Raw genomic sequence first — 16,832 nt, 5'->3', positions numbered from 1 at the left:
GCAAAAGAATCAAACCTGGCATACCCATCGAAAGGCAGTGTTATAGTCAGTAAAATACCGGATCAGAAGCTCCTCCTCACCTTCTTCTGCTTGAGTTTCGGCATGCAACTGTTCATACTTTTCCCCGGTAACAATGATGCCATATTTTTTCACTCCTGCTTCCATGATTTTTGCCATAAAATTGAGTACAATCCAGGATTGCAGGTGGGGGGTAACACCCACTCCGAAGTACCGCGTATCAGCGATCATGCACAAAGGAGTATACAGTTGAACATATTCAAGAAAACGGCTCATTTCCCTGAGAACGCCTTCTTCGGTCAGTTCCGAAGAACGAGGCATCCACACTGTTTCCAGTAAACGCAAAGGTTCCTGAAAATCGACCCGGACAAAATCATTTGAAAATACCTTCATGGCATTTAACGTTGTTTGGCCAGAAAGATTCTGAACGTAAGAAGCCCTGTAAGAAAGCCGCCAATATGGGCCCAGAAGGCAATTCCCGACGTATAGGCAGGAAACATAAGATCGTTCATGCCGCTGAAAAGCTGAATAACAAACCAGATGGCAATAAATACAAAGGCAGAAACTTCAAAGAAAAACGGAATAATAAGGATAGGTAAAAGAACCAGTATTCTGCTGTAGGGGAACAGAAACATATAGGCGGCCATAACACCGGCAATCGCCCCGGAAGCACCAAGAGCAGGAATAGTGGAAGCCGGATGCAGGACAAAATGCGTGAGGCTGGCCATCAATCCTGCCAGCAGATAGAAGAGCAGATAGCGGAAGTGGCCCATACGATCTTCCACATTGTCGCCGAAAATAAAAAGAATCCACATATTGGAGATAAAATGGCCCCACCCGCCATGCATGAATGTATTGGTAATGAAAGGGAAATAATTGTCTGCATACAGTCCAAAAAAACGTGCCCATTCCGGGTGGGAATAGCGTGCCGGAACCAGTCCGAAAAGGTAGAAAAATGCCTGCTGTTCCTGCTGGTTCAGGGTAAGCTGAAAAAGAAACACAGCGGTACAGGCCAGAATAATTGCCCAGTTCATGTAGGGGAAGTGCCTGTGGGGGATATTGTCTCGTAACGGGAACATGCAGAATACTTTCAGATTTCGTAATCAATGGCCGAGCGCGAAATCCGCACAGCGGAAACCCATGAAACCAGGTTCTGATGGGCAGGGTGCACCTGATAGTCGTTGAGCGCTTTCCAGTCGGTAAAATCAGCTATAAGAACAATATCGTCATTCGAAGCGGAAGCTTTTTCTGCATTGAACTTAACCTCCATACCGGTAATACCCGGGATTTCGTTTTTCAGCGCAAGCAGACGGGAACGAAATTCCTCCAGAATGCGGAATTTCTGACCAGGGTCCGTTTCCTTTAGTTTCCAGATAACAATATGCCGTACCACCTCAGTAACCAATTTTTCCAAAAGTAAAAAATATTTCATCCGGAAATACAGGAAATATTTTCCGGGGCAATTTGAAGATTTCCGATTTCCGATTTCCTATTGACTTGTTCAGGTTTTCATAGCATGATCTTATACAGGAAATTAGGAAATTGGGAATTTTCGGTGAGTTGTGATTTCTGAGTTATGATTCAACGGGTTTGCCTTCCAAATCGAAAAAATCGCAAATCAGAATCAGAAATCTAAAATCACAAATCAGGGTAATGAGGTTTTATCGGTACTAGAAGTTTTTTTGCTTAGTACCAGCAGATCGGTACCAGTTAAAATTTCTCAGGATTTTAGGAAATTTCGCTTTAATTTTAGCGCATCAAACAATCAAACGGGAGGATGGTTCTATGAAACGAAGAGATTTTATTACCAGGAGCATTGCCGCCGGTGCATTTACAGCGTTTGGTACCGGGAATCTGCTGGCTCAGGGGAGCCGGATGAATCTCCCCTATGATCTTGTTGCCGTTATGGGCGGCGAACCTGATGCAATGTTCGATAAAGCCATTCAGTCACTCGGCGGGATGGAAACCTTTGTGAAAAAAGGACAAACAGTGGTCGTCAAGCCCAACATCGGATGGGACAGCACGCCTGAAAAAGCCGCTGATACCAATCCACTCCTTGTTAAGCAGATTGTAAAGCACTGCCTTGCGGCCGGGGCAAAAAAAGTGTATGTTTTTGACTATACCTGCGATGACTGGAAAAAATGCTATACCAACAGCGGAATTGAAAAGGCCGTAAAAGAAGCCGGAGGGGAAATTGTCCCTGCCAACTCAGAACGGTATTATCATCCGGTTAAAATTCCTAACGGAAAAAATCTGAAGGATGTGAAAGAACACGAGCTGATTCTCTCTTCGGACGTCTTTATTAATGTTCCTGTATTGAAGCATCATAGCGGTCCCCAGCTTACCATTGCCATGAAAAACCTCATGGGAACAATTTGGGATCGTTCATACTGGCACGCGCACAATTTGCATCAATGCATTGCCGACTTTGTGACCTACCGTAAACCCACCCTGAATGTGGTCGACGCATACCGTGTAATGAAGAAAAACGGTCCGAGAGGCATTTCGGTGAATGATACTGTCCTGATGAAATCTCTCCTCGTTTCAGCTGACATTGTTGCTGTTGATGCTGCTGCGGCTAAACTTTACGGGATCGAACCCTCAAAAGTCAATTATATCCGTTATGCCGCCGAAATGGGCGTAGGAAGAATGGATCTGGATGCACTGAATATTAACCGCATTAAAATCTGAGACGCATGCATTTCCGATGGCTCAAATATTCCAGGGTATTTGTTTCCCTGGTTTTTTTGTTGCTTTTTTTTCTGATGCTGGTCGATTTCACAGGACACTTCCCGCGGAATATAATGAAAGGGATAACCTGGTTTCAGTTTATACCTTCCTTTTTGACGTTTAAAAACCTGCTTTCATTTGCCGGCATTGGCTTTCTGGTGGTCATCCTCCTGAGCCTGCTGTACGGAAGAGTCTATTGCTCAACCGTATGCCCTCTGGGTATTTATCAGGATGTGGTGAGCTGGCTTCGAAGGAAACTCAGCCGCAGAAAGAGAATTTTCCGATTCGGAAAACCGTATAATGTAATGCGCTATTCCATTCTTATCCTTTCTATACTGGTTTTTCTGGCCGGAAATATCCTGCTGCTGAACCTTCTCGATCCTTACAGCAATTTTGGACGTATCGTGGTTTCGCTTGTCAAGCCGGCAGCAGCAGAAATCAATAACTTTCTGGCAAAAGCCCTGGCTTCCCGGAGCATTTTCTGGCTCAACCCGGTTGAACTTAGGGCGGTTAATCCATTTACCCTGATCTATCCTTCTGCCATCCTGATTCTTGTCACATGGATGTCATTCTTCCATGGCCGTCTTTACTGTAATACCATTTGCCCCGTGGGCACATTCCTGGGCTTTCTTTCACGGTATTCCCTCTTCAAAATACGTATCGACAAGGTCACCTGCGACCGTTGCGGGAAATGTTCCTCTTCATGCAAGTCGCAGTGCATCAACATTAAAGAAAAAGAAGTTGATTTCAGCCGGTGCGTTGGTTGCTTCAACTGCCTTTCGGCCTGTCCCAGCCTCAGCATTCAATACAGAAACAGCTGGTTTCCCAAACAAAAGGAAAAACAGGATGTTGAAATGGTGAAGACCGATTCGTCAAAACGCGAATTTGTAATAAAATCAGTTGCCTTTGTTGCCGGAATCACGGGTCTTTCCAAAATTGCCTCCGCTCAGGAAAAAAGTGCCGGTTCCAGAAAACCTTCGGTACTGACTGAATTAAAAACCCACCCTGTATCTCCTCCCGGGTCCCTCAGCATAGAACATTTTACGGAACACTGTACGGCCTGCCAGTTGTGTGTTAGTGCATGCCCTTCGCACGTGCTGAAACCTTCGGTAACCGAATACGGAATCCTGGGATTTATGCAACCCCATATGGATTACCATGCCAGCTACTGCAATTACGAATGTACTGTTTGCACGGAAGTTTGTCCTACCAAAGCGATTCAGCCGCTCACCGTTGAACAGAAAAAGGTCACACAGATCGGCAAAGTACATTTTATAAGGGAAAACTGCATTGTCTACACTGATAACACAGCCTGTGCCGCCTGCAATGAACACTGCCCCACCCAGGCGGTTAAAATGGTTCCTTACAAGGGTGATCTGAACATTCCTCAGGTAGACACATCAATCTGCATCGGCTGTGGTGCATGCGAACATGCATGTCCTGCCCGGCCCTACAGAGCCATATATGTTGACGGCAATACCGTTCATCAGGTAGCAGAAAAACCCAAAGAAGAAAAAATGCAGGAAAAGGCTCCGGAGGAATTTCCTTTCTGAAACGATAGCAGGACAGCGGCGTGGTCTTTCTGTTCCTTTGCTTCCCACATCCCGTCTGGCCTTTCATGCTGTTAAAGGCCAAAGAATTCCGGGAGTCGGGATATTAACAAATATCACTGTCCCCGCGCCACGAATGACGAAAAGCGAACCAAATCATTCTGCTCAATACCTGTTGGCAGAGTGCAGTAATCTGTTCCACCTGATTTTTCCGAGGAATTTCTTGTCTTTATCGATAGATAACCAGATAAACACCGGCCTTCCGACGATATGATCTTCAGGGACAAAACCCCAGTAACGCGAATCGGCCGAATTATGGCGGTTATCGCCGATCATGAAATAATAATCCATGGCAAAGGTGTATGTCCGGGCCGGCTTGCCATCAATATAAACAGCACTGTCCTGTATGGCAAGGGTATGCCCTTCGTATGCGGCAATAATCCGGCGGTAAAGAGGCAGGTTGTCGAGGGTAAGTTCAATTGTTTGTCCTTTCCTTGGCATGACAATAGGACCATAATTGTCAACATTCCATGGATATTTGGGCGAATAGGGAAAGAGATACCGGTCATATTCTCCCGGTTGCTGAAGGTAGCGTTCGATAGACTGAACCGCTTTATTTTTCTTTAGTTTTTCAACCATTTCTTCGGTCAGGGGAAGCAGGTAGCCGTCCTGCATATAGCTGTTCCGCCGGTCCTCACGGCTTACGCCGAGGTCGTCGAATGCACGGTTCGACAGGCGGTTATTTCCGGTTTTGACCCGATAGAGAAACTGCATGTATTTGAGGTGCTTCTGAGGTTTTCCGTTAATGTACAGATCGCCCATACGAATTTCAAGGGTATCGCCGGGAATGGCCACACAACGTTTGATATAGTTATCGCGCCGGTCAACAGGCCGGACAACAACATGCTTCGTTGTCCAGAGGTATTTTTCAGCCAGTTTCATGTATTCTTCCGGTGAACGCATGGTATTTCCCATCCTGATTTCCCTGTATCGAAGTGAATCAGCCAGCAGAAGAAGGTTGGTATAATAACTGCTGGCAGGGTTTTCAAGCACCACCGTATCCCCTGCCGGAAAGTTAAAGACCACAATATCGTCATTCTTCACCTTCCTGAAACCCGCCAATCGCCTGTAAGGAACCTTGATCCACTCGACATAGCTTTTGGTTCCCAGCAAAGGCAAAGTATTCTGTGTAAAAGGAAAGGAAAGCGGAGTATTGGGGATTTTCGGACCGTAGGCCAGCTTGCTTACAAAGAGATGATCCCCTATCATCAGGGTTTTTTCCATAGACCCTGTAGGAATTTTGTAATTCTGAAAGAAGAAAATATTGATGAAGGTAACAGCAATTACAGCAAATATCAGTGCATCGAGCCACTCCACCCAGGCCGGGTTTTTGACTCCCCGTTTTTTCCAGAAGGCCCAGTTTACCTTTTCAGTAACATAGATATCAAAAATGATGATAAGCCCCAAGAGAAACCAGTAATTATTAAGCCAGACAACCCAGGCAAGATAAAGAGCAGCAGCGATTCCAAATTTTACATATTTGTTGGAAAAAAAGTTTTTCATAAGGTACATCTTTTACAGTGCGAAGTAAATGAATTTCGCCGGATTAAAAAACTATTCCATTCAGGTATTCAATTCATCGGCCGGGGAAGTTTTAAAACTTCGCTTTTCGATATCCCGGGAGAGAATTTCAGATGGTTGGCGTTTTGCACCAACCATCTGACATGTAATGAACCTATATGGGACATTTTTTGATGCGCAATGGGGGTTCATCTTATCTTATCCCCTGCACATGCTCTTTCCCGGCAAAAGGCGAAGGATAAAAGGCGAACAGCGAAAATCAATTACTGCAAAACCGGCTGAAGGATGGGTAAATCAGAACTGCAGAAGGTCATTCATTCCATAGATCCCTTTCTTTCCCTGCATAAATTCAGCGGCAAGGACAGCGCCAAGAGCAAAACCTCTCCTGCTTTTTGCAGAGTGGTAGAGCTGGAGGGTATCGTTTTCTGAATCCCAGGTAATGGAATGGATTCCCGGTATATTTTCTTTTCGTACCGCACGGATCATAATGGATTCGGGAGTAGAGGCACCATCGAGTTCCCAGCGTTTTTTTGCCGCAAACTCCTTTATTATGTCATTGGCCAGGGTAATGGCCGTACCGCTGGGTTTATCGATTTTTGCGGTATGGTGGACTTCCTCAATACGAACATCATATTGGGGAAAACGGTTCATGATGCGCGCCAGTTGCCGGTTCAGATAAAAAAGAATATTGACTCCAAGGCTGTAATTGGAAGCATAAAACAGTCCGCCATCGGTTCGCCTGCAGGCATCTGCCACGGTATTCCATGCATCCATCCATCCGGTGGTTCCGCAAACAACGGGAACTCCGGCTTCGAAACAACGCCTGAGGTTTTCGGGAGCGGAAGCGGGAATGGTAAATTCTATGGCCACGTCGGTTTTCCTGAGATTTTCAGGCCGGAGATCATTTTGGTTGTTTACATCAATTACCATAGCTATGGTATGGTTTCTTTCGCGGGCAACCGTTTCAATTTCCCGGCCCATTTTTCCGTATCCGATCAATGCTATTTTCATAGGGTTTTTGTTTCAAAAATACAATTAATCCTCATTGATTCGATTTTCGGCTGATGAATCAAGTAATCAGTGGGAATCAACCGAATACCAACACTTATGTCTGAAGCCAACTTCATTTCTGCGCACAATCAGAAAATAAAAATGCCTGCACTTACTGAGAAATGCAGGCACAATACTGAAACCTTTCTTTTTAAATCAGACAGCTTTAACCTGTTCAACGACCTTTTTAAAGGCTTCGGGGTCGTTCATGGCCATGTCGGCAAGCACTTTTCTGTTCAGTTCAATGCCTGCTTTTCCAAGTTTGCCCATGAATTCGGAATAGGACATACCGTAAGCCCTGACACCGGCATTGATTCGCTGTATCCAGAGGCTTCTGAAATTGCCTTTCTTGTCTTTCCGATGTTCGTAGGCATAGGTCAAGCCTTTTTCATACGTGTTTTTTGCAACTGTCCACACATTCCTTCTGGAAAGGAAGTTGCCTTTTGTCCGTTTGAGAATCTTTTTCCTCCTCGCACGCGATGCTACTGAATTGACTGATCGTGGCATAATTACTTGATTTTATGGACGTTTTGCGTTCCCCTTCACCGGGACTCTTTTCCGCTCAAACATCCGGTTAAACAATCATACATTTAAACTAACCCGTACATTTATTTCAGTCCAAGGGCACTGAGCACATTCCGGCGGTCGGCCTTATCAACAAGACCAGCATACGTCAGATTCCTCTTCCTTTTCTTGGATTTTTTGGTGAGGATATGGCTTTTGTATGCATGTTTCCGTTTGATTTTGCCGGTACCGGTAAGTGAAAACCGTTTACGGGCACCTGATTTTGTCTTTCTTTTTGGCATATCTCTCTGATTATTGGTTCTGTTATTTTTTCTTTGGTTTGGGAACAATCAGCATATTCATCCGTTTGCCTTCCAGTTTGGGCATTTGTTCCACCTTGCCGTAATCTTCAAGGGCGGTGGCAAAGCGGAGCAGAATCAGTTCGCCCTGCTCTTTATAAACAATGGAACGGCCTTTAAAGAACACATATGCTTTCACCTTATTTCCTTCTTCCAGAAACTTCTGGGCATGTTTAACCTTAAAGTTAAAATCATGATCATCGGTATTGGGGCCAAACCTTATTTCCTTTACCACCACCTTGGCTGTTTTGGCCTTGGCTTCTTTTTGCTTTTGTTTCAGCTGATAAAGGAACTTCTGGTAATCGATGATCTTACAAACCGGCGGATCGGCATTTGGTGAAATTTCCACCAGGTCGAGTTCCATTTCATCGGCCAGTTTTAAGGCTTCATCAATGGGGACAACCCGGGGGTTGTCAATGTTATCACCTACGAGCCGAACCATTCTGGCTCTGATCTGATCATTAATCCGGTGCGGGGTTTGCTGAGCTATTGGCGGTCTTCTGAAACCCCCTCTGGAATTTTGCAAGGCTATTTCCTGGTCCTCCTGATTAGTTAAACATTTGTTTATTTAATAAACGCAAGTGCCCGGTCGATCTCATCCTTTACCATGGCGGCAAAAGCACCCGGTGTCATGGATCCCATATCTCCCTGGCCTTGTTTGCGGACTGATACCGTACCTGAAGATTGTTCCTTTTCGCCCACAATGAGCAGATAGGGAATGCGCTTCAGTTCATTGTCGCGTATCTTTCTGCCAATCTTCTCGTTGCGGTTATCAATCAGCGTGCGAATATCGGAATTATTTAGGAATTTCAAAACACTTTGTGCATAATCTTCGAATTTTTCACTGATAGGAAGCACTACAGCCTGGTCGGGAGCCAGCCAGAGGGGGAATTTCCCGGCTGTGTGCTCAATCAGCAGGGCGACAAACCGCTCCATGGAGCCGAAAGGGGCCCGGTGAATCATAACAGGACGGTGCCGTTGGTCATCCGCCCCTATGTATTCCAGTTCAAAACGTTCGGGGAGGTTATAATCAACCTGGATGGTACCCAGCTGCCATTTCCGGCCAATGGCGTCACGAACCATAAAATCAAGCTTCGGGCCGTAAAAAGCTGCTTCCCCCGGAACTACAACCGTCTTGAGCCCTTTTTCTTCAGCCGCCTCAATAATGGCCCGTTCTGCCTTTTCCCAGTTTTCATCAGACCCGATGTATTTTTCCTTGTTGTTCGGATCCCTTAAAGAAATCTGAGCAGTATAGTCCTGAAAATCAAGTGCCCTGAAAATAATGAAAATGATATCGATTACCTTTTTGAACTCATCCTTCAGCTGGTCAGGGCGGCAGAAAATATGGGCATCATCCTGGGTAAACCCCCTTACGCGGGTAAGCCCATGCAGTTCACCGCTCATTTCGTACCGGTACACGGTTCCGAATTCAGCCAGACGAAGGGGCAGATCGCGGTATGAACGAGGTTTGAATTTATAAATTTCGCAATGATGGGGGCAATTCATGGGTTTCAGGAGGAACTCCTCTCCTTCCTCTGGGGTGTGGATCGGCTGAAAGGAGTCTTTTCCGTACTTCTCATAGTGCCCTGAAGTAACATACAGTTCCTTTTGCCCGATATGGGGTGTAATAACAGGCTGATAGCCATACTGGAGCTGAACCTTCCGCAGGAATTGTTCCAGACGTTCCCGCAGCTGCGTACCTCGTGGAAGCCACAGGGGAAGCCCTTGTCCGACTTTGGGTGAAAAGGCGAACAATTCCAGCTCCCTTCCGATCTTGCGGTGGTCGCGCTGTTTTGCCTGCTCCAGCATAGCCAGGTATTCATCAAGCAGACTTTGCTTCGGAAAAGAAATTCCGTATATGCGGGTCAGCTGGCGGTTCTTTTCATTGCCCCTCCAGTAAGCTCCGGCAACACTCAAAAGTTTTACCGCTTTGATATAGCCGGTATCGGGCAGATGTGGCCCCCGGCACAGGTCGGTAAAGTCGCCCTGATGGTAAAAGGTAATCTGACCGTCTTCCAGATCACTGATCAGTTCCACTTTGTATTCATTTCCCAGCTTGCGGTAATGGTTGAGAGCCTGTTCCTTGGTTACAGTTTCCCTAATGTAGGGTACTTTCCGTGCTGCAAGCTCCTGCATGGTTTTTTCGATCAGGGGCAGATCTTCTTCCGAAATGGTCCGTCCTTCCCCCGGATCCACATCATAGTAAAAGCCATTCTCTATGGCAGGGCCAATGCCCAGCTTAATCCCCGGATACAGTTTTTCCAGAGCTTCGGCCATCAAATGGGCCGAAGAATGCCAGAAGGCATGCCGGGCTTCAGGATCCTCCCATTTGTGAAGTTTTACCGATGCATCGCTGGTTATAGGCCGTGTAAGATCCCAGATTTCACCATTCACCGTGGCGGCAAATACTTCCTTTGCGAGAGCAGGGCTGATACTCCTGGCGATCTCAGCAGGTGTAATCCCCTCAGCAAACTCACGTACACTGTTATCCGGAAAAGTTATCTTAATCATTCCTGGTTTAAAAAAAATCATGCAAAAATAATGATTTCAGCAATAAATCATTATTTTTCGCCATTATCTCCAAAAAAGAAATTTGTATGAAGAATAAAGTAATCGCCAATCTGTTTCTTGCCATTGTCCTGGCCGGGTTGGTTTCGTTTTCCGGTAATTCCCAGTCCGGGAAACGGATGATAACGCTCGAAGATCTGTTTGTCAACTACACCTTCTTCCCGGATTTTCCTCAGGCAATGATTCCTATGCCCGACGGAAAGAGCTACTGTGTTCAGGAAGAAAATTTTGATCTGGTAGCGTACGATTATGCAACCGGCCTTTCTCGAAAAAAGATCCTGGACGGCAATGTTCTCATAGAAGCCGGTATTAAAGGCTATCAGGGATTTACCTTCAGTCCCGACGGATCGCGTATTCTGCTTGTTACCAACCGCCAGCCAATTTACCGCCATTCATTTACGGCCGAATACATGGTTTATCATGTGCCCTCCGCTACGGTGGTTCCCTTGTCGGGCAATGGCCCCCAGCAGGTTGCCACTTTTTCTCCCGATGGGAATAAAGTGGCTTTTGTGCGGCAGAATAATCTTTTTATTAAAGATCTTCTCAGGGATGAAGAGATTCAGATTACCAGCGACGGGAAAATCAATCAGATTATAAATGGTATTCCCGACTGGGTTTATGAAGAAGAATTTGAATACAGCAGGGCTTTTGAATGGTCTCCCGACAGCAGGAAGGTTGCCTGGTGCCGTTTTGACGAGAGCAATGTGCGCACCTTTGCCATGAGCATGTTCAAAGGCCTGCGTCCGGAACTCAAGGAATATGCAACCTACCCGGGTATAAGGGAATGGAAATATCCCAAAGCCGGAGAAGACAATTCAGTTGTTACCGTGCATGTTTACGATCTGGAAACGCATCAGACGGTCCGGCAGGACGTGGGGGAAGAAACCGATCAGTACATTCCCAGAATCCGGTGGACGGCTGATCCGGAGTATTTATGTATTTTCCGGCTTAACAGGCTTCAGAACAAACTGGAACTGCTCCGTGCAGATTATAAGACCGGCAAATCAGAGGTGTTCTATACCGAAGAAAACAAATACTACCTGGATGAAAAGCTGTTCGACTCCTTTACTTTTCTGAAAAACGGCAAGGAGATGGTATTCATGAGCGAACGCGACGGCTGGCAGCATATTTACCTGCTGGATCTGTCTTCAGGGAAACTGCATCAGGTCACCTCAGGTCAGTATGATGATGCATCTATTTCAGGCATTGATGAAGCCAACCGACTGGTTTATTTCCAGTCGGCCGAAGCCTCTCCCCTCCGCCGGGAAATATGCGTCACCGGACTTGACGGCACCGGCCGGAAAAAACTTTCGGTCATGGAAGGCACTAATGATGCTGAATTCAGTGCTGATTTCAGTTTCTTTGTCAACACATGGTCCGATGCCAATACGCCCTACCTGGTAACTGTTCACCGGTCAGGCGGCGAGCTGGTGAGAGTGCTTGAAGACAACAAGCGCCTGAAATCAGTCCTTGCCGAATACAAACCAACCCGGAAGGAGTTCTTTTCCTTTACCACCACAGAAGGCGTTTCCCTGAACGGATACATGATAAAACCCCCTGATTTCTCCAAAAAGAAGAAATATCCCGTTTACATGACACAGTACAGCGGGCCTGCGTCTCAGTCGGTTTCCGATTCCTGGTCATTTGGATGGGAAAATTTCCTGGCCCAGAACGGGTACATTGTGGTATGTGTCGATGGCCGCGGTACCGGATTCCGGGGGGAGGAATTCCGAAAAATGACCTATCTCCAGCTGGGAAAATACGAAACGCTGGATCAGATTGAAACAGCCAGATACCTGGGAAACCTTCCTTATGTTGACAAGAACCGGATCGGAATTTTCGGCTGGAGTTTTGGAGGTTTCATGGTATGTTCTTGCCTTACCAGGGGAAATGGAGAATTCAAAGCCGGTATTGCTGTGGCTCCGGTTACCAACTGGAGGTATTACGACAATATTTATACAGAACGTTTTATGAGGAAACCCCAGGATAATCCCGACGGATACGATCAGAACTCTCCCATCAGCCATGCAGAAAATTTAAAGGGCAAACTCCTGCTGATCCATGGAACAGCCGACGACAACGTGCATATGCAGAACACGCTGGAATTTGCGGAAGCTCTTGTACAGGCCGGAAAACAATTCGACATGCATCTCTATACCAACAGGAACCATGGTATTTACGGAGGAAACACACGCCTGCACCTGTACACCAAAATATACGATTTCATCAAAAGAAACCTGTGATATCATTTCACAGGAGTTAACTCCTGATTGTTTACTAATGGTACACAGCCGTTTTGGTATTTTCCACCAAAACGGCTGTGTGTATGAATAGCTATCAGCCTCTGGCATACTTTTTGGATGCTTTCAGGTAAGAAAAGACCAGCCCCATGAAAAAACTGATTTTATTGCCGGTTTTGCTGCTGATGGCAGCATCCTGCACCCGGGAGGTGCCCCGGGCCCGGTTTACGGTATCTGCACAGGTAATCGAAGCCGGCGAAGCCGTAGCATTTACTAATCTTTCAGTCAATGCCGATTTTGCAGAATGGGATTTTGGCGATGGCTATATCAGCAATGAATACGACCCGGTTCATGTATTTACCCGCCCCGGAACCTTTCGCGTCGTGCTGAAAGTTTTCTCTTCCGACCATTTTTCGGATGAAAGCATGATGGACATCACCGTACTGTATCCAACCACACTGGAAATCACCGTTAAAGAGTATTATAACCAGTACGTGGTTCCCAATGCGAGCGTAATTCTCTATCCTTCCCTTACCGACTGGATTCATCAGACCAATGCCGTAGCAGAAGGTCTTACCGATATTGACGGGCGTGTGGTTTTCACCCATCTTGCACCTGCCGTATATTATGTGGACGTCTGGGAACAATACCACAACAATTACATACTTGCCGAGGAGGATGTGGCATTTATCCGCACCATGGCTCTGGTTCCCAATGCCGTCAACACATTTACTGCCTGGGTTGATTATACCGGCGGCAGCAGAAAGAGCGGAACCATCCGGAATCCGGCAAGCAATCCTTCAGGAAGAAAAATGAAGGCAACGGAATAATTCTGGCACGTTTTTTGCTTAATCTCATTTAGGTTAGTAACGGTTAGTTTTGGTTAGTTAGGGTTAGGCAAGAGTGCCGGGTCAGTTACAGGTTGATCCGGCACTCATTTTTTTAAAAAATTTCATCACATTTTTACTTTTTCACGAATAATATTATTTTTGCAATCCCAAATGCCCAGGTGGTGGAATTGGTAGACACACCAGCTTGAGGGGCTGGCGCCGTCAAAAGCGTGCAAGTTCGAGTCTTGTCCTGGGCACAAATACTCCCGCATTAGCGGGATCATCGCCCAGATGGCGGAATTGGTAGACGCGCTAGTTTCAGGGACTAGTATCAGCAATGATGTGCAGGTTCGAGTCCTGTTCTGGGCACCTGAAGAAGGGCAAAACCTCCCGGTTTTGTCCTTCTTTTCTTTCTAAAGCTGCTTTCGCACAGGCTGCACCGAATGTGTTTCGCAAAAGAATGACCATTCAGAATATTCTTTTCTACAAAATATCAGCCAATTCAATTCGTTATAACATAATTTTTGTTACCTTTACTGTTTAAATACTTAATTTTTTGTGGCAATCTGACATAAAAATCTCACATATAATGTTTTATGCAATTAAAGCATGTGCTGTATGTGGAGGATGTGTCGATTTCATCTTCACAGATTGCTGAGGAAATTAAAAATTCGATTCCCGGTTGTTCGGTGAGGGTAGTCAGTACGCGCGACGCCTATGTTGAGAATCTCGAAAATGCCTGGCCCGACCTGATCATTACGGCTTTTCCGGTTACAGGATTTGACGGGATTACGGCTCTCCGCCTCCGTAAAGGTCTTACTCCTGAAATTCCGATGATAATCCTTGGTGAAACCCCTGCAGCGAAAGAGAAAAACTTTCTCCGCGATGCAGGCATCAATGATCTGATTGTATGGGAAAGCCCGGAGAGATTGAAGTTTGCACTTGAAGACCTCAGGCATATAGACGAGAAAAGGAAAAAAATGGATGATGAAATAAAAGCAGAACAGGAAGAATTCCAGTTGCTTCGGAAAATACTCCAGAAAATCCCTTCAGGCATTTATATCTATGAACCTGCCAGCCGGGCCGTTGAATACTCCAATTTGATTCTTGCCAAACAGTTGGGTTATACAAAAGAAGAGTGGGAACAACTGGGAAAAAACTTCTTCGCAGAAGTTTGTCATTCTTCTGACTTAGAAGATTTCAATGCCCGACTTCTTGCTTTTGGTGCCACATCCAATGGCAATGCATACGAACATGACCTGAGGATGAAACACAAGGATGGATCCTGGCGATGGATGCATACAATCAATATTTTGTATGGTAAACCTTCAGGCCAGAGATGGAAATTCCTGGGAACCGCACATGACTTTACTTTACGCCGGCAGCTGGATGACGAACTCACAAGAGCCAAACTGGAGGCAGAAAAAGCCAGCAGTGTGAAGACAGCCTTTCTGAGAAATCTTTCCCATTACCTGCGTACTCCGATGAACGCTGTTTACGGTTTTGCCACGCTTCTGGAACAAAAGGAACTTCCGGAGGCTGTGGCAACGAATTACCTGGGTATAATACGCGAAAATTCCGAAGCTTTGCTCAACCTTATCAATTCCCTGATCGATATCAGTCTGCTTGAAACACATCAGCTTCCCCTGTTTCCTCAGACCTTCCGGCTTAATTTATTTTTTAACAACCTGAAAGAAGAACTTTTGCATTCCCGGGGACTCATGGAGAAAAATCAAGTAACGCTGACCGTTCATCCTGTACCTGAATCCGTTTCGGATGAATTTTTTTATGACTCCGGCAGGCTGCAACAAATATTTGGTATTTTGCTCAACAATGCCGTTCGCCATAGCGACGAAGGGGAAATATCATACGGATATCATTCTGCCAGCGAACAATGGTTCACTTTTTTTGTATCGGATACAGGTTCCGGGATTCCTCCGGAAAAGCAAACTGCCGTATTTGAACCGTTTCACGCGGCAGAAACAGGGGCCGAAGAGAGCAGTGGTCCTGGCCTTGGTCTGGCCATATGCAGTAAACTGATTTCCCTTACCGGAGGGAGAATCTGGTTTTCTTCGCAACAAGGGAAAGGGACAACATTCTGGTTTACTATACCAAGAGGTGGATTGCAGCATAATAAAGAAGTTAAACGTCATCGCACCCTGATGCTTGATTTTGATTTGCAGGGTATTCCTTTACTGATTGTCGATGATAATGAGGAAAGCCGCCTTTATTACAGGGAAGTTCTGGAATCCAGGGGCATGATCATATATGAGGCAGCTTCAATGAAGGAAGCATGGGAAATTTTGCTTTCAGAACCTGCGATAAGGATTGTTTTGCTGGACATATTCCTGCCCGACGGAAACGGGCTTGATCTGGCCATCAGGATCAGGGAAAGAAAAAAGGATCTGCGCATCATAGCCCAAACGGCATATGCTTCGGAAGAAGACCGGACCAAATGTTTTGGGGCAGGCTGCGATGACTATCTTGCCAAGCCTGTCGGAAGAGATGAACTGGTTTTCCGGATTGCCCTTCAGATGAAAGGCACACTTAGAAACGGCATCTTCAGCGGACGGTTCGCTCAGGCACCCAGAAATCAGAAGGCGTAAGGCCACATTCACGGATCATTTTTACTCCGTATTCCAGATAACCCAGTTCAGCCCCGCTGTTGTTCGTACCAAGAGTAAACTTAACGCCTGCAGCCCTGGCCCGTTTAATGAACGTTGCTGAAGGGATGTTGTTGGCACAGTTAATTTCCAGTGCAATGCGGTTTTTTACCAGAGCATTGATGACACGGTCCATCCGCTCCGGGGTCCAGAGTTCGTCATACCGGTCGCGGATTACCTCCGGAAGGTAGGTTGGATTAACATAAATACGGATAGGCTCGGAAGAGAGAATTTCTTCTATTTTCCCCACAAGATAATCCATAAATTCCTGCGGGTCATCCACAAACACTTCACCGGGCATCCACAACCGCATCCGGCGTCCTCCGGCATCGGTGTAGGTCATGGCATCAGTAAAGGCGTAATCGAACAGACTGAGGGTCTCTTTTGAAACCAGCGAAGTCCATTCTCTTCCTTCGCCCTGAACAGCGTGATACACAGGGTAGTCTTTTACCTGATTGTAATAAGCCCTGAGCGAAGAATCATTATGTACCGGAAAACCAGGGCCGCAGTTTATTGCAACTCCATACCGGATACCCGTTTTCCTGCTGTGTTCAAGCAGTTGTTCCATTGTCAGGCCTCCTTTAAGATGTGCATGAAGGTCAGTTACTTCAAAACCAGCCTGCCGGAGGGAGTCAATAGCCCGGATAAGGGGATCGGAAGTTACAGCACGATGGTGGCAGGCAAAAGACCCGGCCAATATCAACAGAACGGCAAAAAGAAAGGTGGTTTTATTCATACT

Annotated in this window: 15 protein-coding genes and 2 tRNA genes; 7 read left to right on the top strand and 10 right to left on the bottom strand. The window is 46.1% G+C overall.

From position 1 onward, the window contains the following. Window positions 1–9 precede the first annotated feature (9 nt). The 3 genes from GX419_09910 to GX419_09900 are packed head-to-tail and all read right to left on the bottom strand — an operon-like array spanning window position 10 to window position 1,432. Window positions 10–411 (bottom strand): hypothetical protein, encoded by a 402-nt coding sequence (locus GX419_09910; protein ID NLI25006.1) that lies wholly within the window; start codon window positions 409–411, stop codon window positions 10–12. Window positions 412–416: 5 nt separating this feature from the next. Then, window positions 417–1,097, bottom strand: a complete 681-nt coding sequence (locus tag GX419_09905) for a rhomboid family intramembrane serine protease (GenBank protein NLI25005.1) — start codon at window positions 1,095–1,097, stop codon at window positions 417–419. Between the two features lie 11 nt (window positions 1,098–1,108). Beyond that, the gene (locus GX419_09900; protein ID NLI25004.1) at window positions 1,109–1,432 is read right to left on the bottom strand and encodes a Dabb family protein; all 324 of its coding nucleotides are present in this window, start codon (window positions 1,430–1,432) and stop codon (window positions 1,109–1,111) included. A 371-nt stretch (window positions 1,433–1,803) separates the two neighbouring features. Between GX419_09900 and GX419_09895 the strand changes: the two genes are divergently transcribed. Further along, window positions 1,804–2,709: a DUF362 domain-containing protein gene (locus tag GX419_09895; GenBank protein NLI25003.1), complete on the top strand. Its 906-nt coding sequence runs from the start codon at window positions 1,804–1,806 to the stop codon at window positions 2,707–2,709. Between the two features lie 5 nt (window positions 2,710–2,714). Then, window positions 2,715–4,301, top strand: coding sequence for a 4Fe-4S dicluster domain-containing protein (locus GX419_09890; protein NLI25002.1), 1,587 nt, complete (start codon window positions 2,715–2,717; stop codon window positions 4,299–4,301). Window positions 4,302–4,463: 162 nt separating this feature from the next. Here GX419_09890 and GX419_09885 read toward each other — a convergent pair whose 3' ends face one another. The 6 genes from GX419_09885 to thrS all read right to left on the bottom strand — a co-directional run bounded on the left by GX419_09885 (window position 4,464) and on the right by thrS (window position 10,303). Then, window positions 4,464–5,861 (bottom strand): S26 family signal peptidase, encoded by a 1,398-nt coding sequence (locus tag GX419_09885; protein NLI25001.1) that lies wholly within the window; start codon window positions 5,859–5,861, stop codon window positions 4,464–4,466. Between the two features lie 312 nt (window positions 5,862–6,173). Continuing rightward, a complete protein-coding gene (gene dapB, locus GX419_09880) occupies window positions 6,174–6,890 on the bottom strand; it encodes a 4-hydroxy-tetrahydrodipicolinate reductase (protein ID NLI25000.1) in 717 nt (238 codons plus the stop codon). 195 nt (window positions 6,891–7,085) lie between these two features. Beyond that, window positions 7,086–7,436: a 50S ribosomal protein L20 gene (rplT, locus tag GX419_09875; protein ID NLI24999.1), complete on the bottom strand. Its 351-nt coding sequence runs from the start codon at window positions 7,434–7,436 to the stop codon at window positions 7,086–7,088. A 101-nt stretch (window positions 7,437–7,537) separates the two neighbouring features. Next, window positions 7,538–7,735, bottom strand: coding sequence for a 50S ribosomal protein L35 (rpmI, locus tag GX419_09870; protein ID NLI24998.1), 198 nt, complete (start codon window positions 7,733–7,735; stop codon window positions 7,538–7,540). A gap of 22 nt (window positions 7,736–7,757) precedes the next feature. Continuing rightward, window positions 7,758–8,324: a translation initiation factor IF-3 gene (locus GX419_09865; GenBank protein NLI24997.1), complete on the bottom strand. Its 567-nt coding sequence runs from the start codon at window positions 8,322–8,324 to the stop codon at window positions 7,758–7,760. Between the two features lie 32 nt (window positions 8,325–8,356). Then, window positions 8,357–10,303: a threonine--tRNA ligase gene (gene thrS, locus GX419_09860; protein NLI24996.1), complete on the bottom strand. Its 1,947-nt coding sequence runs from the start codon at window positions 10,301–10,303 to the stop codon at window positions 8,357–8,359. A gap of 86 nt (window positions 10,304–10,389) precedes the next feature. Between thrS and GX419_09855 the strand changes: the two genes are divergently transcribed. The 5 genes from GX419_09855 (at window position 10,390) to GX419_09835 (ending at window position 16,036) form a co-directional block, all read left to right on the top strand. Continuing rightward, window positions 10,390–12,603 carry a S9 family peptidase gene (locus tag GX419_09855; GenBank protein NLI24995.1) on the top strand — a complete coding sequence of 738 codons (2,214 nt, stop codon included), beginning with the start codon at window positions 10,390–10,392 and terminating at the stop codon, window positions 12,601–12,603. A gap of 146 nt (window positions 12,604–12,749) precedes the next feature. Further along, entirely contained in the window at window positions 12,750–13,430 is a 681-nt protein-coding gene (locus GX419_09850) for a PKD domain-containing protein (protein NLI24994.1), read from the top strand. Window positions 13,431–13,603: 173 nt separating this feature from the next. Further along, window positions 13,604–13,687: transfer RNA gene (locus tag GX419_09845), tRNA-Leu, on the top strand. Between the two features lie 28 nt (window positions 13,688–13,715). After that, a tRNA-Leu gene (locus tag GX419_09840) sits at window positions 13,716–13,799 on the top strand. Window positions 13,800–14,026: 227 nt separating this feature from the next. Further along, complete coding sequence (locus GX419_09835) at window positions 14,027–16,036, top strand: response regulator (GenBank protein NLI24993.1); 2,010 nt, start codon at window positions 14,027–14,029, stop codon at window positions 16,034–16,036. Here the strand turns inward: GX419_09835 and GX419_09830 are convergent. Next, entirely contained in the window at window positions 15,993–16,829 is an 837-nt protein-coding gene (locus GX419_09830) for a hypothetical protein (protein ID NLI24992.1), read from the bottom strand. The two genes, GX419_09835 and GX419_09830, sit on opposite strands and share 44 nt — an antisense overlap. Window positions 16,830–16,832: the final 3 nt, after the last annotated feature.

It is taken from the genome of Bacteroidales bacterium (genome assembly GCA_012517825.1).
Lineage (GTDB): Bacteria > Bacteroidota > Bacteroidia > Bacteroidales > JAAYUG01 > JAAYUG01.
This window is presented reverse-complemented; position numbering and strand designations above follow the sequence as displayed.